The organism is Pseudomonas sp. NPDC087817 (genome assembly GCF_044742875.1).
In the GTDB taxonomy this organism is placed as follows: domain Bacteria; phylum Pseudomonadota; class Gammaproteobacteria; order Pseudomonadales; family Pseudomonadaceae; genus Aquipseudomonas.
Genome location: NZ_JBIUVJ010000007.1, coordinates 136,888 through 155,689, shown reverse-complemented (window position 1 = coordinate 155,689; position 18,802 = coordinate 136,888). Strand labels below are relative to the sequence as shown.

The 18,802-nt window shown below is 59.8% G+C and carries 15 protein-coding genes; 9 read left to right on the top strand and 6 right to left on the bottom strand.

Going from position 1 to position 18,802, the window contains the following annotated elements:
• The 8 genes from ACIONG_RS09595 to ACIONG_RS09560 form a co-directional block, all read left to right on the top strand.
• The coding region (locus ACIONG_RS09595; protein ID WP_401298541.1) for a Fe-Mn family superoxide dismutase at nt 1-225 on the top strand (225 nt) is incomplete at its 5' end.
• Between the two features lie 377 nt (nt 226-602).
• The gene (locus ACIONG_RS09590; protein ID WP_401298538.1) at nt 603-2,654 is read left to right on the top strand and encodes a putative bifunctional diguanylate cyclase/phosphodiesterase; all 2,052 of its coding nucleotides are present in this window, start codon (nt 603-605) and stop codon (nt 2,652-2,654) included.
• Nucleotides 2,655-2,876: 222 nt separating this feature from the next.
• A complete protein-coding gene (locus tag ACIONG_RS09585) occupies nt 2,877-4,223 on the top strand; it encodes an imelysin family protein (RefSeq protein ID WP_103305509.1) in 1,347 nt (448 codons plus the stop codon).
• Between the two features lie 292 nt (nt 4,224-4,515).
• Complete coding sequence (locus ACIONG_RS09580; protein ID WP_401298535.1) at nt 4,516-5,943, top strand: di-heme oxidoredictase family protein; 1,428 nt, start codon at nt 4,516-4,518, stop codon at nt 5,941-5,943.
• A gap of 26 nt (nt 5,944-5,969) precedes the next feature.
• The gene (locus tag ACIONG_RS09575; RefSeq protein ID WP_213026448.1) at nt 5,970-7,034 is read left to right on the top strand and encodes an imelysin family protein; all 1,065 of its coding nucleotides are present in this window, start codon (nt 5,970-5,972) and stop codon (nt 7,032-7,034) included.
• A 14-nt stretch (nt 7,035-7,048) separates the two neighbouring features.
• A complete protein-coding gene (locus ACIONG_RS09570; RefSeq protein WP_401298532.1) occupies nt 7,049-8,149 on the top strand; it encodes a DUF1513 domain-containing protein in 1,101 nt (366 codons plus the stop codon).
• A gap of 283 nt (nt 8,150-8,432) precedes the next feature.
• Entirely contained in the window at nt 8,433-9,581 is a 1,149-nt protein-coding gene (locus ACIONG_RS09565; RefSeq protein ID WP_213026450.1) for an efflux RND transporter periplasmic adaptor subunit, read from the top strand.
• Nucleotides 9,582-9,594: 13 nt separating this feature from the next.
• The gene (locus tag ACIONG_RS09560; RefSeq protein ID WP_401298554.1) at nt 9,595-12,630 is read left to right on the top strand and encodes a multidrug efflux RND transporter permease subunit; all 3,036 of its coding nucleotides are present in this window, start codon (nt 9,595-9,597) and stop codon (nt 12,628-12,630) included.
• A gap of 165 nt (nt 12,631-12,795) precedes the next feature.
• On the opposite strand, the gene ACIONG_RS09555 is transcribed toward ACIONG_RS09560, so the two are convergent.
• From ACIONG_RS09555 to colR, 5 genes are all read right to left on the bottom strand, one after another.
• Complete coding sequence (locus tag ACIONG_RS09555; RefSeq protein ID WP_034153490.1) at nt 12,796-13,023, bottom strand: hypothetical protein; 228 nt, start codon at nt 13,021-13,023, stop codon at nt 12,796-12,798.
• Between the two features lie 2 nt (nt 13,024-13,025).
• Nucleotides 13,026-13,742 carry a lipopolysaccharide kinase InaA family protein gene (locus ACIONG_RS09550; RefSeq protein ID WP_103305503.1) on the bottom strand — a complete coding sequence of 239 codons (717 nt, stop codon included), beginning with the start codon at nt 13,740-13,742 and terminating at the stop codon, nt 13,026-13,028.
• 4 nt (nt 13,743-13,746) lie between these two features.
• Nucleotides 13,747-14,415 (bottom strand): class I SAM-dependent methyltransferase, encoded by a 669-nt coding sequence (locus ACIONG_RS09545; protein WP_103305502.1) that lies wholly within the window; start codon nt 14,413-14,415, stop codon nt 13,747-13,749.
• 152 nt (nt 14,416-14,567) lie between these two features.
• Nucleotides 14,568-15,851, bottom strand: coding sequence for a HAMP domain-containing sensor histidine kinase (locus ACIONG_RS09540; RefSeq protein WP_103305501.1), 1,284 nt, complete (start codon nt 15,849-15,851; stop codon nt 14,568-14,570).
• Nucleotides 15,841-16,524, bottom strand: a complete 684-nt coding sequence (gene colR / locus ACIONG_RS09535) for a two-component system response regulator ColR (RefSeq protein WP_103305500.1) — start codon at nt 16,522-16,524, stop codon at nt 15,841-15,843. The genes ACIONG_RS09540 and colR overlap by 11 nt, the downstream gene beginning before the upstream one ends.
• A gap of 220 nt (nt 16,525-16,744) precedes the next feature.
• Here colR and ACIONG_RS09530 point away from each other — a divergent pair, with 220 nt between their 5' ends.
• A complete protein-coding gene (locus ACIONG_RS09530) occupies nt 16,745-17,488 on the top strand; it encodes a phosphatase PAP2 family protein (RefSeq protein ID WP_401298526.1) in 744 nt (247 codons plus the stop codon).
• Nucleotides 17,489-17,679: 191 nt separating this feature from the next.
• Here the strand turns inward: ACIONG_RS09530 and groEL are convergent.
• Nucleotides 17,680-18,802 (bottom strand): chaperonin GroEL (gene groEL, locus ACIONG_RS09525; RefSeq protein WP_401298523.1); only part of this gene is annotated, 1,123 nt, incomplete at its 5' end.

Below are 18,802 nucleotides of genomic sequence, written 5' to 3'. Positions count from 1 at the left end.
AATCATAAGAAAAACGATAACGAAAACATTGAAATGACAACAAACATCGGCGCTGGCAACCCGCTGACCAGCGGCGACACCCCGCTGCTGACCTGCGACGTCTGGGAACACGCTTACTACATCGACTACCGCAACGTTCGTCCAAAGTATGTCGAAGCGTTCTGGAACCTGGTCAACTGGAAGTTCGTTGCTGAGCAGTTCGAAGGCAAAACCTTCACCGCTTAAGCTGCGCGCCAGACAAAAAACCCGGCTGATGCCGGGTTTTTTTATGCCTTTGATTTCTGTAGGGGCTGCCGCAGGCTCGGGTCGCGGCAGATCCTGTAGGGAATAGCGTTTTTCTCACGATGAAAGCTGGCACCGACTGCTTGCCGGTGCAGCGCAGAGGGCTAACATCAAACAGAGGAAAATTTGTCTCGCCGCGCTCAAGTTGAGGACCGAAACTACCGACATAGTACAAATAGGGCTAATACTCCAGACAGCAGCATTCTGGCCAAGGCCACCAGCGAATGCTCCGGGGTCTGATTGTCCCTTTGACTGCCAACACGGGATTGCCAATACTCATGGCAAACTGACGCTACCCGCACGGAACAAGGAATAACCCTTTGAAGCTGGAACTCAAGAACAGCTTGTCGGTGAAGTTGCTCCGGGTCGTGCTCCTGTCGGCATTGATCGTCGGCGTGGTCTTGAGCTGCGCGCAAATTGTTTTCGACGCCTATAAAACCCGTCAGGCCGTGGCCAACGACGCTGAGCGCATCCTCGACATGTTCCGTGACCCCTCCACTCAGGCCGTCTACAGCCTGGATCGTGAGATGGGCATGCAAGTGATCGAAGGTCTGTTTCAGGACGACGCGGTGCGCCAGGCCTCTATCGGTCACCCCAACGAAGCCATGCTCGCGCAGAAATCCCGCGACCTGCAGCATTCCAACAGCCGCTGGCTGACCGATCTGATCCTCGGCCAGGAACGCACCTTCACCACGCAGCTGGTGGGTCGCGGCCCCTACAGCGAGTATTACGGCGACCTGAGCATCACCCTCGATACCGCCACCTATGGCGAAAGTTTTATCGTCAGCTCGGTGATCATTTTCATTTCCGGCGTTTTGCGTGCACTGGCGATGGGTCTGGTGCTGTATCTGGTCTATCACTGGCTGCTGACCAAACCGCTGTCGCGGATTATCGAACACCTTACCGAGATCAATCCGGATCGCCCCAGCGAACATAAGATTCCGCAGCTCAAGGGCCACGAAAAAAATGAACTGGGAATCTGGATCAACACCGCCAACCAGTTGCTCGAATCCATCGAACGCAATACCCATCTGCGCCACGAGGCGGAAAACAGCCTGCTGCGCATGGCCCAATACGATTTCCTCACCGGCCTGCCGAACCGCCAGCAATTGCAGCAGCAACTGGACAGGATTCTGGTCGACGCCGGCAAGCTGCAACGCCGGGTCGCGGTGCTGTGTGTAGGGCTGGATGATTTCAAAGGCATCAACGAGCAGTTCAGCTATCAGACCGGCGACCAATTGCTGCTGGCACTGGCTGATCGCCTGCGCGCCCACAGCGGCCGCCTCGGCGCCCTCGCCCGTCTCGGTGGCGACCAGTTCGCGCTGGTGCAGGCCGATATCGAACAGCCTTACGAGGCGGCGGAACTGGCGCAAAGCATTCTCGATGACCTGGAGGCGCCGTTCGCCCTCGACCATCAGGAAATCCGTCTGCGCGCGACCATCGGCATCACCCTGTTCCCGGAGGATGGCGACAGCACAGAGAAGCTGTTGCAGAAAGCCGAGCAAACCATGACGCTGGCCAAGACCCGCTCACGCAATCGCTATCAGTTCTACATCGCCAGCGTCGACAGCGAGATGCGCCGCCGTCGCGAACTGGAAAAAGACCTGCGTGATGCACTGGTGCGCGATCAGTTCTACCTGGTTTATCAACCGCAGATCAGCTACCGCGACCACCGCGTGGTCGGGGTCGAAGCGCTGATTCGCTGGCAGCACCCGGAACACGGTCTGGTGCCGCCCGATCTGTTCATTCCACTGGCCGAGCAGAACGGCACGATCATCGCCATCGGCGAATGGGTGCTCGATCAGGCCTGCAAGCAATTGCGCGAGTGGCACGATCAGGGCTTCGTCGATCTGCGCATGGCGGTCAATCTGTCCACCGTGCAACTGCACCACGCCGAGCTGCCACGGGTGGTCAACAACCTGCTGCAGATGTATCGCCTGCCGCCGCGCAGCCTGGAACTGGAAGTCACCGAAACCGGCCTGATGGAAGACATCAGCACCGCCGCCCAGCATTTACTGAGCCTGCGCCGCTCAGGTGCACTGATCGCCATCGACGATTTCGGCACCGGTTATTCATCGCTCAGTTATCTGAAAAGCCTGCCGCTGGACAAGATCAAGATCGACAAGAGCTTCGTCCAGGATCTGCTCGATGACGACGACGATGCGACCATCGTTCGCGCGATCATCCAACTGGGCAAAAGCCTCGGCATGCAGGTGATTGCCGAGGGCGTGGAAACCGCTGAACAGGAGAGCTACATCATCTCCGAAGGTTGCCACGAAGGTCAGGGTTACCACTACAGCAAACCACTGCCGGCGCGGGAGTTGAGCGTTTATCTCAAGCAGGCGCAGCGCAGTAATGCGGCCATTCTTTAGAAGATCAAAAGATCGCAGCCTCGTTTCACTCGACAGCTCCCACATTTGAAATGCGCCCCCCTGCAGAAGCTGCCAAGGGCTGAGATCTTTTGATCCTGGTGTGCGAATAGGAAATATTTCCAAGCACTACCCTTTACACATAATGCGAAAGATTTGCATTATGTCGCAGTTTTGCGCACCCCCCGCGTGAGTCCATTCAATTACCGAAGCAGGATGTTCGCCATGATTCGTATGCCTCTGGCTACCGCCAGTCTGCTGGCCATCGCTATTTCCCTCGCCGGTTGCGGCGAAGGCAAAGACAAGGCTGCCGCCCCGGCCACGCCGACTCCAGCCGCCAGCACCGCTGCTCCAGCGGCCGCGCCAGCCGCTGCCGGTAAAGTCGACGAAGCCGCTGCCAAGGCTGTGGTTGCACACTACGCCGACATGGTCTTCGCCGTTTACAGCGATGCCGAATCCACCGCGAAAACCCTGCAAACTGCCGTCGACGCGTTCCTCGCCAAGCCGAACGCTGACACCCTGAAAGCCGCCAAGGCTGCCTGGGTTGCCGCTCGCGTGCCTTACCTGCAGAGCGAAGTGTTCCGCTTCGGCAACACCATCATTGATGATTGGGAAGGCCAGGTTAACGCCTGGCCACTGGACGAGGGTCTGATCGACTACGTCGATAAATCCTACGAGCACGCACTGGGCAACCCGGGCGCCACTGCCAACATCATCGCCAACACCGAAGTACAGGTCGGCGAAGACAAGGTCGACGTTAAAGACATCACTCCGGAAAAACTCGCCAGCCTCAACGAGCTGGGCGGTTCCGAAGCCAACGTCGCCACCGGCTACCACGCCATCGAGTTCCTCCTGTGGGGCCAGGATCTGAACGGCACCGGCCCTGGCGCTGGCAACCGTCCTGCTTCCGACTACCTGGAAGGCGCCGGCGCCACTGGCGGCCACAACGACCGTCGTCGTGCCTACCTGAAGTCCGTGACCCAACTGCTGGTCAGCGACCTGGAAGAAATGGTCGGTAACTGGAAGCCGAACGTGGCTGACAACTATCGCGCCACTCTGGAAGCCGAGCCGGCTGAAACCGGTCTGCGCAAAATGCTCTTCGGCATGGGCAGCCTGTCCTTGGGCGAACTGGCGGGCGAGCGCATGAAGGTTTCCCTGGAAGCCAACTCCCCTGAAGACGAGCAGGATTGCTTCAGCGACAACACCCACAACTCGCACTTCTACGATGCCAAAGGCATTCGTAACGTTTACCTGGGCGAGTACACCCGTGTTGATGGCACCAAACTGACCGGCGCCAGCCTGTCGTCGCTGGTGGCCAAGGCCGATCCGGCTGCCGACACCGCACTGAAAGCCGATCTGGCCGCCACCGAAGCGAAGATCCAGGTCATGGTCGATCACGCCAACAAGGGTGAGCACTACGACCAGTTGATCGCTGCCGGCAACACGGCGGGCAATCAGATCGTTCGCGACGCCATCGCCTCGCTGGTCAAGCAGACCGGTTCGATCGAAGCCGCTGCCGGCAAACTGGGCATCAGCGACCTGAACCCGGATAACGCTGATCACGAATTCTGATCACAGCGTCTGCGTCAGAAAAAGGCGACCTTCGGGTCGCCTTTTTCATACCTGCTTTTTGTGGTGATGCTGATGGCCTCATCGCTGGCAAGCCAGCTCCCACAGTTTTCGCGGCGTTCACACACTCCGGGTACAACACAAATCCTGTGGGAGCTGGCTTGCCAGCGATGGCTGCGTCTCGGTCTCGAGTGAAACCCTGCCGCAAATCAAGCAAACGATAATTCCTCTTATTCAATCCCCCCGGCCCTGTTAGACTTTGCGCCTTTGTTTTCGCCCGTCCGCAGGATGTCTGATGCCCTCGCTGCCTCTTCGCTTGTCCGCACTGTTTCTGGCCCTGAGCCTGAGTGCCTGCGATGACGCCCCGCGTTTCACCAAGGCCGAGCCCGGTGAAGCACGCTCGGGGGGCGCGGCGACCGTGCGCAAGACCGATCAGAACGCATTCTCCCTGCCCTCGGCCAACCTGCCGCCGTCGCGGCGGGTGGACTTCAGCGTCGGCAACAGCTTTTTCCGCAGCCCGTGGGTGATCGCGCCGTCGACCACCACCGCCCGCGATGGCCTCGGCCCGCTGTTCAACACCAACGCCTGCCAGAACTGCCACATCAAGGACGGTCGCGGTCATCCGCCAGCGCCCGATGCCGCCAACGCCGTATCGATGCTGGTGCGCCTGTCGATTCCCGATGCACCGGAATTCGCCAAACTCATCGAGCAGGTGGGTGTTGTGCCAGAGCCGGTCTACGGCGGGCAATTCCAGGACATGGCGGTGCCCGGCGTCGCCCCCGAAGGCAAGGTCCGTGTCGATTACACGCCGGTGCTGATCCGTTTCAAGGACGGCAGCGAAGTCGAACTGCGCAAACCGCTGTTGCAGATCACCCAGCTCGGCTACGGCCCGATGCACCCGGACACGCGTTTTTCGGCTCGCGTCGCCCCGCCAATGATCGGCCTCGGCCTGCTCGAAGCGATTCCGGAAGAGGCGATACTCGCCAATGCCACCGCGCAGGCCAACGGCAAAAACGGCATCAATGGCCGGCCGAACCGCGTTTGGGATGACGAATTACAGAAAACCGTGATCGGCCGGTTTGGCTGGAAAGCCGGGCAACCGAACCTCAATCAACAGAATGTTCACGCGTTTTCCGGTGACATGGGCCTCACCACCAGTCTGAGACCGTTCGATGACTGCACCGACGAGCAAACCGCCTGCAAACAGGCGCCGAACGGCAATGGCCCGAACGGCGAGCCGGAAGTCAGCGACAACATTCTGCGTCTGGTGCTGTTCTACAGCCGCAACCTCGCCGTCCCCGCGCGTCGCGGCGTCAACGATGAGCAGGTGCTGGCCGGCAAGAGCCTGTTCTTCCAGGCGGGTTGCCAGTCCTGCCACACACCGAAATACACCACCGCTGCCAACGCAGCCGAACCTGAACTGGCCAATCAAGTGATTCGCCCGTACAGCGATCTGCTGCTGCACGACATGGGCGACGGTCTGGCCGACAACCGCACGGAATTCCAGGCCTCCGGCCGCGACTGGCGCACCCCGCCGTTGTGGGGGATCGGCCTGACCCAAGCGGTCAGTGGCCACACCCAGTTTTTGCATGACGGCCGCGCACGCAATCTGCTCGAAGCGGTGCTCTGGCACGGCGGCGAAGCTGCAGCTGCGCAGCAACAGGTTTTAGCTTTCAATGCCGAGCAGCGTGCCGCGCTGCTGGCGTTTCTGAACTCACTTTAAACACTTAAAAGAATCGGGAGCCCGACATGTTCCGTCCCAAGTTGTTGTTCACCAGCCTTGCCGCGCTTGCCCTCGGTGCTTGCTCGCCACAGGACCCGCAAGCAGTCACCTCGGCGGCCATCGCCAAATCGGTGATCCTGCCGACCTACACCCGTTGGGTCGAAGCCGACAAGCAACTGGCGGTCAGCGCCCTCGCCTACTGCCAGGGCAAAGAGAACCTGGAAACCGCCCGCGCCGACTTCCTGCACGCACAGAAAGCCTGGGCCGAGCTGCAACCATTGCTGATCGGCCCGCTGGCCGAAGGAAACCGTTCGTGGCAGGTGCAGTTCTGGCCGGACAAGAAAAACCTCGTCGGCCGTCAGGTCGAGCAACTGGTCGTCGCCCAGCCGCAGATCGATGCTGCCGCCCTGGCCAAATCCAGCGTGGTGGTTCAGGGACTGTCGGCTTACGAATACATCCTGTTCGACGCCAAGCCTGATGTCGCCAACGCCGAACAGAAAGCCAAGTACTGCCCGCTGCTGATCGCCATCGGCGAACGCCAGAAGCAACTGGCCGAAGAGATTCTGCAGAGCTGGAACAACAGCGACGGCATGCTCGCGCAGATGAGCAAATTCCCGAACCAGCGCTACGCCGACTCCCACGAAGCGATCGCCGATCTGCTGCGTGTACAGGTCACCGCGCTCGACACCCTGAAGAAAAAGCTCGGCACGCCAATGGGCCGCCAGAGCAAGGGTGTGCCACAACCGTTCCAGGCCGATGCATGGCGTAGCCAGTCGTCGCTGACCGCGCTGGAAGCCAGCCTCGCCGCCGCCAAAACCGTATGGGAAGGCGTCGACAACAAAGGCCTGCGCGGTCTGTTGCCGGCCGAGCAAAAACCGCTGGCGGACAAGATCGACGCCGCCTATGCCGCCTCGCTGAAACTGTTCGACAGCACCCAGCGTTCGCTCGGCGAAATGCTCGAAGACGACGCCGGTCGTCAGCAACTCAACGATATCTACGACAGCCTCAACGTGGTCCATCGCCTGCACGAAGGCGAACTGGCCAAGGCGCTGGGTATCCAACTGGGCTTCAACGCCAACGACGGTGACTGATGAGGGCAAGTGCCATGCTGCGACGCCAGGCTCTGACTTTAGGTAGTGTGCTGCTGGGAGCAGTGACGCTGGGCGGCTGGACGCTGTTCAAACGCAAGGATCAGAGCCCGCTGCTGCTGTCGGCGCGCGACGACACCGACGGCAAGCATTACGCCGTCGGTTATCGGCTCGACGGCACGCGGCTGTTCGCCACCGAAGTCGGCCAGCGTTGCCACGACATCATCAACCACCCGACGCTGCCGATTGCGTTGTTCGTCGCCCGCCGGCCGGGCACCGAGAGCTACCTGATCGACCTGCGTGACGGCACGTTGTTGCAGACCGTGACGTCGCAGCCGAACCGGCATTTCTACGGCCACGCGGTGATTCACAAGGATGGCGAGTACCTGTACGCCACCGAAAACGACACGACCGATCCGGGCCGTGGCTTGCTCGGGGTGTACAAATTTGAAGGCGAGCGGCTGGTGCACAGCGGCGAGATTTCCACCCACGGCCTCGGCCCGCATCAGGTCTCGTGGATGCCCGATGGCGAAACCCTGGTGGTGGCCAACGGCGGGATTCGGACCGAGGCGGAAAGCCGCGTCGACATGAACCTCAACGCCATGGAGCCAAGCCTGGTGCTGATGCAGCGCGACGGCACCTTGCTGAGCAAGGAAACCCTCGCCCAGCAGATGAACAGCGTGCGGCATCTGGGGATCGCCAGTGACGGCACCATCGTCGCCGGTCAGCAATTCATGGGCGCGTCTCACGAACGTTCGGAGTTGCTGGCGATCAAGCGTCCGGGGCAGCCATTCGTAGCGTTTCCGGTGCCGGACCATCAGTTGCAGTCGATGGGGCATTACACCGCCAGCGTCGCGGTACACAGCGATTTGCGTCTGGTGGCGCTGACTGCGCCGCGTGGCAACCGTTTTTTCATCTGGGATCTGGACAGCGGCGAAGTACGCCTCGATGCACCGCTGGCCGATTGCGCGGGCGTTGGTGCGGTGAAGGACGGTTTTGTCGTGACCTCCGGTCAGGGCCGCTGCCGGTATTACGATTGCCGCCAGGATGAGCTGCTGGCCAAGCCGCTGGAACTGCCGGCGGGGCTCTGGGACAACCATCTGCACTTGATCGCATAACCCACCTGTTCTGAGTACGACTCATAAACTGTGGCGAGGGGATTTATCCCCGATCGGCTGCGCAGCAGTCGCAAAACCATCGCACACGGTTCAATTGACAGACCGCGGTTGCAGGTTTTGAGGTGGCTTCGCCGCCCATCGGGGATAAATCCCCTCACCACAGGTTTTGTGTTCAGACTTCTTCACTCCGTCCTCACCTGTAATAACTGCCAGTTGGAATCCCCCCTGAACTCGGAGTAATGTGCCCGCCTGTCTCACCTGATTTATCCAAGGAACTGGAAATATGCTGCGTCGCCGCATGCTGATCATGTTGGGTGTTGTGTTGCTGATCGTCCTGGTTCTGGGCGGGTACAAAGCCTTTTCGATCTATACGATGATCCAGGGCTTCTCCAAGCCGAAACCGCCGATCAGTGTCGCCGTGGCCAACGCCACCGAGCGCCCGTGGCAGATGCGTTTGCCCACGGTCGGCACGCTCAAGGCGTTGCAAGGCGTCGAGCTGAGCCTGGAAGTCGCCGGCACCGTCACCGAGCTCAAGTTCGAATCAGGGCAGAAGGTCAAAGCCGGGCAACCGTTGCTGCAACTCGACAGCGCCGTTGAAACCGCCCTGCTGGAAACCGCCAAGGCTGACCTTGGTCTGGCGCAACTGGACTTCGGCCGGGGCAGCCAACTGGTCGACAGCCGCGCGATTTCCAAAGGCGAATACGACCGGCTCTCCGCTGTTCTGCAAAAGAACCGGGCCACGGTCAATCAGCTCAATGCCTCACTGGCGAAAAAACGCATCCTCGCCCCGTTCAGCGGCACCATCGGCATCCGTCAGGTCGACGTCGGCGACTACCTCGCGAGCGGCACCAAAATTGCCACATTGCAGGACCTGAGCAGCCTCTACGCCGACTTCTACCTGCCCGAGCAGTCGGTGCCGAAACTCGCGATCGGCCAACCGGTGAACGTCTCGGCCGGCGCTTACCCCGGCCAGAACTTCCCGGGCAAAATCAGCGCGATCAACCCTATCGTCGAAAGCACCACGCGCAACATCCTCGTCCGCGCCACCCTGGCCAACCCCGACGGCAAACTGCTGCCGGGCATGTTTGCCAGCCTCGAAGTTTTGCTGCCGGATCCGCAGACCCACGTCGTGGTGCCGGAAAGCGCGATCACCTACACCCTCTACGGCAATTCGCTGTACGTGGTCGGGCAGAAAAAAGCCGAGGACGGCAGCGTCGAAAAAGACGACAAGGGCCAACCGGTGCTGATCGCCGAGCGGCGCTTCATCGAAACCGGTGAACGCCGCGATGGCCTGGTGATGATCAACAAGGGCGTACAGAGCGGCGAACAAGTGGTGACGGCCGGCCAGATCAAACTGGACAACGGCGCACACATTGCCATCAGCGACGACAAGACCCTCGGCGAGCAGAACAGTCCGCCCCGCGCCGACTGATCAAGGAATCCCCCTGGCTTTTACTGAGCCGTTCATCCGCCGCCCGGTGCTCGCCACCGTGGTCAGCCTGCTGATTGTGCTGCTGGGCTTTCAGGCCTGGAGCAAGTTGCCGCTGCGCCAATACCCGCAAATGGAAAACGCCCTGATCACCGTGACCACGGCGTACCCCGGGGCCAACGCCGAGACCATTCAGGGCTACATCACCCAGCCGATGCAACAGAGCCTGGCCAGTGCCGAAGGCATCGACTACATGACCTCGGTCAGTCGGCAGAACTTCTCGGTGATCTCGATCTACGCACGCATCGGCTCCAACACCGACCGCTTGTTCACCGAGTTGCTGGCCAAGGCCAACGAGGTGAAGAACAAACTGCCGCAGGACGCCGAAGACCCGGTACTGAGCAAGGAATCCGCTGACGCCTCGGCGCTGATGTACATCAGTTTCTTCAGCAAGGACTTGAGCAACCCGCAGATCACCGACTACCTGTCACGGGTGATCCAGCCAAAACTGGCGACCCTGCCGGGCATGGCCGAGGCGGAGATTCTCGGCAATCAGGTGTTCGCCATGCGCCTCTGGCTCGACCCGGTGAAACTCGCCGGTTTCGGCCTCAGCGCCAGCGACGTGACCAACGCGGTGCGCCAGTACAACTTCCTCTCCGCCGCCGGCGAAGTGAAAGGCGAGTACGTGGTCACCAGCATCAACGCCAACACCGAACTGAAATCCGCCGAGGCTTTCGCCGCGATTCCGCTCAAGGTCAGTGGCGACAGTCGCGTGCTGCTCAGCGATGTCGCACGGGTGGAAATGGGTGCGGAAAACTACGATTCGATCAGCTCGTTCGGCGGCACCCCCTCGGTGTACATCGGCATCAAGGCTACGCCGGGGGCCAACCCGCTTGATGTGATCAAGGAAGTGCGCAAGCTGATGCCGGAGCTGGAAGCTCAACTGCCACCGAACCTGAAAAGCGAGATCGCCTACGACGCCACACTGTTCATTCAGGCGTCCATCGACGAAGTGGTGAAAACCCTGTTCGAAGCGGTGCTGATCGTCATCGTCGTGGTGTTCCTGTTCCTCGGCGCGCTGCGTTCGGTGGTGATCCCGGTGGTGACCATTCCGCTGTCGATGATCGGCGTGATGTTCTTCATGCAGATGATGGGCTACTCGATCAACCTGCTGACCTTGCTGGCGATGGTGTTGGCAATCGGTCTGGTGGTGGACGATGCGATTGTCGTGGTGGAGAACATCCACCGGCATATCGAGGAAGGCAAGACGCCGTTCGACGCGGCACTCGAGGGCGCTCGGGAAATCGCCATGCCGGTGGTGTCGATGACTATCACCCTGGCAGCCGTTTACGCACCAATCGGCTTCCTCACCGGGCTGACCGGTGCGCTGTTCAAGGAATTCGCCCTGACCCTGGCCGGCGCGGTGGTGATTTCCGGGGTCGTCGCGCTGACACTGTCGCCGATGATGTGCGCCTTTTTGCTGCGTCACGAGGAAAACCCCAGCGGGCTGGCGCATCGCCTCGACCGCATCTTTGACGGCCTCAAACGCCGTTACCAACGCATGCTGCACGGCACGCTGAACACCCGGCCGGTGGTGCTGGTGTTCGCCGTGATCGTGCTGTGTCTGATTCCGGTGTTCCTCAAGTTCACCAAATCGGAACTGGCGCCCGACGAAGACCAGGGCATCATTTTCATGATGGCCACCGCCCCGCAGCCAACCAACCTCGATTACCTGAGCACCTACACCGACGAGTTCATCAAGATCTTCAAGGAGTTTCCGGAGTACTACTCCTCGTTCCAGATCAACGGCTACAACGGTGTGCAGGCGGGGATCGGCGGCTTCCTGCTCAAGCCATGGAACGAGCGCAGCCGCACGCAGATGGAAATCCTTCCCGAGGTGCAAGGCAAACTGGGCGCCATCCCGGGCTTGCAGATTTTTGGATTCAACCTGCCTTCCCTGCCCGGTACCGGTGAAGGTTTGCCGTTCGAATTCGTGGTCAACACTGCCAACGATTATGAACTGCTGCTGCAAGTGGCCGACCGGATCAAGAAACGCGCCATGGAGTCGGGCAAGTTCGCTTTCGTCGACCTCGATCTGGCGTTCGACAAACCGGAAGTGGTGGTCGACATCGACCGCGCCAAAGCCGCGCAGATGGGCGTGTCGATGCAGGACCTCGGTGGCACTCTCGCCACTCTGCTGGGCGAGGCGGAAATCAATCGTTTCACCATCGAAGGGCGCAGCTACAAGGTCATCGCCCAGGTTGAACGTCCCTACCGCGACAACCCGGGCTGGCTGAACAATTACTACGTCAAGAACACCCAGGGCGAGTTGCTGCCCCTGTCGACGCTGATCAAGGTCAGCGACCGCGCACGACCGCGCCAGCTCAACCAGTTCCAGCAACTCAATGCGGCGAAGATCTCCGGCTTCCCCTTGGTGAGCATGGGTGAAGCAATCGATACGGTATTGCAGATCGCCCGGGAAGAAGCGCCAGCCGGTTTTGCGTTCGATTACGGCGGCGCGTCACGGCAGTTCGTGCAGGAAGGCAGTGCCCTGTGGGTGACGTTTGCCTTGGCGCTGGCAATCATTTTTCTGGTGCTGGCGGCGCAGTTCGAGAGCTTCCGCGATCCGCTGGTGATTCTGGTGACGGTGCCACTGTCGATCTGCGGCGCTCTGATTCCGCTGTTCCTCGGCTGGTCGAGCATGAACATTTACACCCAGGTCGGGCTGGTAACGCTGATCGGCTTGATCAGTAAGCACGGGATCCTGATCGTCGAATTCGCCAACCAGTTACGCAAGGACAAAGGCCTGAGCGCGCGTGAGGCGGTGGAAGAAGCCGCCGCGATTCGTCTGCGGCCGGTGCTGATGACCACGGCGGCGATGGTGTTCGGCATGGTGCCGCTGATTCTGGCGACCGGCGCGGGAGCGGTGAGCCGGTTTGATATCGGTACGGTGATTGCGACGGGGATGTCGATCGGCACGTTGTTTACGCTGTTTGTGCTGCCGTGCATCTACACCCTGCTGGCGAAACCGGATCCCAAACCAACCGCATAACCCTGTAGGAGCGAGCCTGCTCGCGATAGCGGTGTGTCAGGCCCCCTGGTATTGACTGACACACCGCTATCGCGAGCAGGCTCACTCCTACATAGAGATCTGCGTTGCCCAAGGATAAAAAAAGGCCTCGCATCTGCGAGGCCTTTTATGTGGGCTTCAATCGGTTCAACTTTGCGGCCTCATCCCTTGCGAAAGTCCGAACATGAACAGCAACAAATCATGGTCGGGTTTGGTCGCCACGGAGGCTTTCGCCACCCGTGGTACCGCGCAGTGAGCATCGTCTACAGACGCGCCAACAACCTGCATGCGGGGCTGCTCCCAGGCAGCCACCGCCAGTGAAGCAACTGCCAAGGCCCCTACCAGGAACAAACCTCGTGCAATTTCGAGTTTCATCGCTATAAACCTTTGATAGCGCTGCCAAACGCCGTCTCGTAAAAATAGACGAGTTTCTTCCAGTCCGCGTCGCGGAACGACGAATGGCGGCGCAGTTGTTTCATGTCATGGGAGGCGGCGCGATAAGCGGTCAGGCGCTGGCGGCATTTCTCCAGATCAATCAATGCCACTTCAACTTTTGCCGATTCGCCCTCGCCCGTCACCCGTACGAAAACGTGTTTGATGTAGATGCAGCTGTGTTGCCAGCGACCCTTGTGCATACGCGCGAGGTTTTCGGCGAGATCCTTGAGCACACGCTCATAGATCGCATCGCCGCACTGATCGCGGCCACCGGCAGCAGCCAGCCAGTGTTCCAGTTCCTGGAAACCGTCCAGGGACTTGGTCACCAACAATGCCCGCCACTTGTGCTGCGGATCGGGCTGAGCGCCGCAGAAAACGATTTGCGGGACCCGCACCCCGAGTTTGCTGACGCCGGTCAGCGCATCGAGTTCGCGCAGCACGGTCGGGCGGCCGAACGGATGCAGCCAGCTACGGTAAATATGTCCAGTCTGGCGTTTGGCATAGAGCAATTGGCCATCCCGGCCGACGATCCTTTGCACGCCACTTTCACCACCACGGCGAACATTCGGTTCTTCCACCCACTCACCGCGCTGACTCCAGTAGTAGTCGAAGCGATCCTGGGGAGCGACTTCCGTTTCTGCTGCAAATTGCACTGCCATCCTGTTACCTCTTGCGTAATACGTAAACCCGCCACATCGCATAGAGCGGAATAAAGTCCAGTTGTTCCTGAATGCGGAAACCCGCCTGTTCAAATTCTTTTTCAACCGTAGCAACCGGTAACACAAAGCGATTCTGGTAGTCGCGGTTGGGACGATCCTGCTCAGCTCGTTTGCGCTTCCAGGCCTTGAAATTGCCGTCGACCCACAAAGAAACGATCACGCTGTCGCGGGTGACGCGCTCGAATTCGCGCAAAATCGCCCGGCGGTGCTCGGCTTCACCAATGTGATGCAGCAGCCGCATGCAAAAAATGCTGTCGACGGCGTTATCCGGCAAAGCGATGTCGAACGCTGAGGTGTGCAAGGGTTGTACCCGTTTCACCACGTCGGCCGGTTGAGCTTGCAGTGCCGTCTTGATCATCGACTCGGAGTTATCCGCACCGATGATCACCCGGTTGTGCTTTTCCGCCAGCAATGGCCAGAAGCGTCCGGCACCGCAGGGTAGATCCAGCACCAGACCAGGTTCACCGGCGAGTGTCAGAGCCTTGCGGGCCAACTGCTCGTCACGCCAGTGGGACAGGCGACGGCCAAGACTTTCTTTGTGTTTGCGCAGGTACTTCTGCGCATGTTGATCGTCGTACTTTTCTGAAAAATCGAGCTTGATCGGGCCGGCCATCACCAGGACTCCTGAGTTACTGATGACGCCACCTTAAGCAGCGGCGTGTCAGCGTCAGGTCATCCGGTTGTGAAAAAAATGTCAGGTAAACCGGCAAAGTATTACAGCGTTATACAGGATTTAGACAGGTTGGCGGGAGTAGCATGGAGCCACTATTTGCGCCCGATATTGCCAAGATCCACCTCGAAGCGGCAGCCATTGGGCTTCATCGTGCTCAAGCTGACCGTCCAGCCCTGGTTCTCGCAGATGCGCTGCACAAGAGACAAGCCGAGGCCCAGACCTTCTCCGCGCTTTTCACTGCCACGCACGAAAGGCTCGAACATGGCCTCGCGTTTCTCCTCGGGAATCCCCACGCCCGAATCCTCGACCACAAAGCCATTGCCCGTCAGCGTCAGACGAATGAACCCCTGCTCGGTGTAATGGCAGGCATTGCGCAGCAGATTGCCCATCACCGCCGTCAGCAACGTGGCGTTGTAACAGTCGGCGGGAGGGTTGCCGGGCTCGAACTGCAAGGTCAGGCCTTTGCTTTCGATCGGTTCGCGCCATACGCACAGCAGGCTGTCCGCCACTTGCGCAAGATTCTGTTGCGGCGATGCCCCGGAGTCCTCGCGTTGGGCGCGGGCCAACATCAGGAATGTCTGCACCAGCTCACGCATTTCCTCACTGGCACGAGCAATGCGCTCGACCTGCGAGCGACCGCGTTGATCGATCGCGGGATTCTCGAGCAGCAACTCGCAAGAGCTGGCCAACACCATCAGCGGAGTGCGCAACTCGTGGCTGACGTCGCTGGTAAACAAGCGCTCGCGAGTCAGGGCCTGACGCAATCGCCCCAGCGTGGCGTCAAACGCCACCGCCAGTTCGCCGACTTCGTCAGCCGCGTAGTCCGGTGCCAACGGTGGCGCCAGCCCCAGTAACTGATCGCGATGACGCACCTGCCGTGCCAACCGCACCACCGGCGCCATCACTTTGCGCGCGAGCACCCAGCCGAGGAACACCGCCAACGCCAGACTGAGCACAAAGCCCACCAGCACCACGGCAAACAGCACACGCTCGCGCTCTTCGAAATCGCTTTGATCCTGCAGCAACACGTAGCGCCGACCGTCGACGATCTCGACCATCGCGTGATACGACAATTGTTCGCGGAAGACTTCGTGGAATCCGGAATCGAGGTGACGCAAATCTTTCGGCAGTTCGAAATCACCGGGCCCGCCGCTGAAATAGAACAACTGATCGGGCTCCGGACGATGGCTCCAGTCGGAGACATTGTCCATCAGCAACAGGCGCTGCAAATCGCCACCCAGCCCTGCCGAAATCAGTTTTTCCTCGACCAGGTGCACCGTTGCGACGATGCCCATCGCGAACGCCCCGGCCACCAGTGCGCTCATCAATGCAAAGGCAATGATGATCCGCTGGGAAAGGCTTTGCTTAAACTCCATCACGACCCTCGGCCAGGCGATAACCGACGCCGTGCACGGTGTGCAGCAATGGTTTGGCGAACGGTTTGTCGATCACTTGGCGCAATTGGTGAACGTGGCTGCGCAGGCTGTCGCTGTCCGGGCAGTCATCACCCCACAGCGCTTCTTCGAGAATTTCCCGGCGCAGCACGTGTGGGCTCTTCTGCATCAACACCGCCAGCAACTTCAGGCCGACCGGGTTTAGTTTCAACAGCTTGCCTTCGCGGGTCACTTCCAGGGTATCGAGGTCGTAGCTCAGATCGCCGACCTGTAAGGCACGTCGACCACCGCCCTGAGCCCGACGCATCACCGCTTCAATGCGCGCGGCCAGCTCGGACAAGGCAAATGGCTTGATCAGATAATCGTCAGCCCCGGACTTGAAGCCCTGCAGGCGATCGTCGAGCTGATCGCGGGCGGTGAGCATGATCACCGGGGTGTCGCGGCGGGCATCTTCGCGCAGGCGTTTGCACAGCGTGTAGCCATCAATGCCAGGCAACATGATATCGAGCACGATCAGGTCGTAATGCTCGGTGGCCGCCAGATGCAGGCCCGACAGACCGTCCTGGGCGCAATCGACGGTGTAGCCCTTGAGCCCCAGGTAATCGGCCAGATTGGCCAGGATATCGCGGTTGTCTTCGACCAATAGAATTCGCATGGGCACCTCCTCCGTACACAGTAACGGCCGTCATGGCCCGCGCAGCTTACGGCCAAGTGTGGCTCAGGGCTAGGCGTGTGTAGGGTTGTTTATCGATAAAGATGTTCATTGCGCCAACCAACGTTTTTTTCACTTTCGGTTAACAAATCGGCGACGCCATCGCGCGCAGAATCCACGCATTTACGCTCTTCGAACACACTTACCGACCAAGGAATTACCCATGGCGTCGACCTCTGCCCGTCCCGTTTCAAGGCCGCTGAACTTCTGGTTGTGCCTGGGCATTCCCGCCGTCGCGGCGGTCATTCTGGTACTGCTTGAACTGACCGATCTGGACATGGATCTGGCCAGGCTGTTTTACGACCCAGTCGCGGGCGACTTCATCGGTCGCCACAGTTTCTTCCTGGAGGACATCCTGCATGACCGCGCCAAGCAGGTGGTGATTGCGTTCTCGGTGTTTGCCATCCTCGGTTTCATCGGTGCGTTCTTCATCGACCGGCTCAAACCGTTCAAGCGCGAACTCGGCTGCCTGGTGCTATCGCTAGGCCTGGCGACTTCGTTCGTTACACCGGTCAAAGCCGTAACGGCGGTGCAATGCCCGTGGAGCCTTGAGCAGTTCGGCGGCCATGAGACCTACAGCAAACTGCTCGATCATCGCCCGCCTACCGAAAAACCCGGCCGTTGCTGGCCTGGAGGTCATGCCGCGACCGGTTTCACGTTGTTTGCGCTGTTTTTCGTGCTGCGTGATCGCCGTCCGCGTCTGGCGCGACAGGCGTTTGTTTTTGCGTTTGCCTTGGGTTCGGTGTTTTCGATCAGCCGGATGATGCAGGGTGCGCACTTCTTTTCGCACAACGTGTGGACGGCGATTTTCTGCTGGCTGATTTGTCTGGGGTCGTATTACTGGGTGTTGTATCGCCCGGCGGTGAAGGCTGAGCCCAGCGTCAGAGCACAACCGGCCAGCGCCTGAAACATAGATCCAATGTAGGAGTGAGCCTGCTCGCGATAGCGGTATGTCAGTCGCAGTCATGTTGAATGACACACCGCTATCGCGAGCAGGCTCACTCCTACATGGGTTATGTGTGAAGTTTGATATACGGGCAATAAAAAACCCCGCTGGCTTTCGCCAGCGGGGTTTTGCGTTACGGGGGTAAGGCTGGCTTACATCATGCCGCCCATGCCACCCATGCCGCCCATGTCTGGCATGCCACCACCAGCGCCACCGTCTTTCTTCGGTGCGTCGGCAATCGCAGCTTCGGTGGTCAGGATCAGACCGCCGATCGACGAAGCAGCTTGCAGAGCCGAACGGGTCACCTTGGTTGGATCCAGGATGCCCATTTCGATCATGTCGCCGTACTCGCCAGTCGCAGCGTTGTAACCGAAGTTACCTTTGCCGTTCTTGACTTCGTTGACCACAACGCTTGGCTCGTCGCCGGAGTTGGAAGCGATCTGACGCATCGGTGCTTCAACAGCACGACGCAGAACAGCGATACCCACGTCCTGATCGGCGTTGTCGCCTTTCAGGTCCAGGATAGCTTCCAGAGCACGGATCAGCGCTACGCCGCCGCCAGGTACCACGCCTTCTTCAACGGCTGCACGGGTTGCGTGCAGGGCGTCTTCAACGCGGGCTTTCTTCTCTTTCATTTCGACTTCGGAACCAGCGCCAACCTTGATCACTGCAACACCGCCGGACAGTTTGGCCAGACGCTCTTGCAGTTTTTCACGATCGTAGTCGGACGAAGTTTCGGCAACCTGAGCACGGATCTGAGCGATACGCGCCTGGATGTCGGTTTCTACGCCAGCACCGTCAACGATGATGGTGTTTTCCTTGGAGATGGTCACACGCTTGGCGCTGCCCAGGTTTTCCAGGGTGGCGCTTTCCAGGCTCAGGCCGATCTCCTCGGAGATAACGGTACCGCCGGTCAGAACAGCGATGTCCTGCAGCATGGCCTTGCGACGGTCGCCGAAGCCTGGAGCCTTGACGGCTGCGACTTTAACGATGCCACGCATTTTGTTCACGACCAGAGTCGCCAGGGCTTCGCCTTCAACGTCTTCCGATACGATCAGCAGTGGACGGCCGGCTTTGGCAACGGCTTCCAGTACTGGCAGCATTTCGCGGATGTTCGAGATCTTTTTGTCGACCAGCAGGATCAGCGGGCTGTCCAGCTCGGCAACCATGGTTTCCGGCTTGTTGACGAAGTACGGGGACAGGTAGCCACGGTCGAACTGCATGCCTTCTACAACCGACAGTTCGTTTTCCAGGCCAGTGCCTTCTTCAACGGTG

Excerpts from the sequence above, each read along its gene's own strand:
- ACIONG_RS09585 (WP_103305509.1), top strand. The coding sequence starts at position 2,877 with ATGATTCGTATGCCTCTGGCTACCGCCAGTCTGCTGGCCATCGCTATT.
- ACIONG_RS09580 (WP_401298535.1), top strand. The coding sequence starts at position 4,516 with ATGCCCTCGCTGCCTCTTCGCTTGTCCGCACTGTTTCTGGCCCTGAGC.
- ACIONG_RS09575 (WP_213026448.1), top strand. The coding sequence starts at position 5,970 with ATGTTCCGTCCCAAGTTGTTGTTCACCAGCCTTGCCGCGCTTGCCCTC.
- ACIONG_RS09570 (WP_401298532.1), top strand. The coding sequence starts at position 7,049 with ATGCTGCGACGCCAGGCTCTGACTTTAGGTAGTGTGCTGCTGGGAGCA.
- ACIONG_RS09565 (WP_213026450.1), top strand. The coding sequence starts at position 8,433 with ATGCTGCGTCGCCGCATGCTGATCATGTTGGGTGTTGTGTTGCTGATC.
- ACIONG_RS09555 (WP_034153490.1), bottom strand. The coding sequence starts at position 13,023 with ATGAAACTCGAAATTGCACGAGGTTTGTTCCTGGTAGGGGCCTTGGCA.
- ACIONG_RS09550 (WP_103305503.1), bottom strand. The coding sequence starts at position 13,742 with ATGGCAGTGCAATTTGCAGCAGAAACGGAAGTCGCTCCCCAGGATCGC.
- ACIONG_RS09545 (WP_103305502.1), bottom strand. The coding sequence starts at position 14,415 with ATGGCCGGCCCGATCAAGCTCGATTTTTCAGAAAAGTACGACGATCAA.
- ACIONG_RS09540 (WP_103305501.1), bottom strand. The coding sequence starts at position 15,851 with ATGGAGTTTAAGCAAAGCCTTTCCCAGCGGATCATCATTGCCTTTGCA.
- colR (WP_103305500.1), bottom strand. The coding sequence starts at position 16,524 with ATGCGAATTCTATTGGTCGAAGACAACCGCGATATCCTGGCCAATCTG.
- ACIONG_RS09530 (WP_401298526.1), top strand. The coding sequence starts at position 16,745 with ATGGCGTCGACCTCTGCCCGTCCCGTTTCAAGGCCGCTGAACTTCTGG.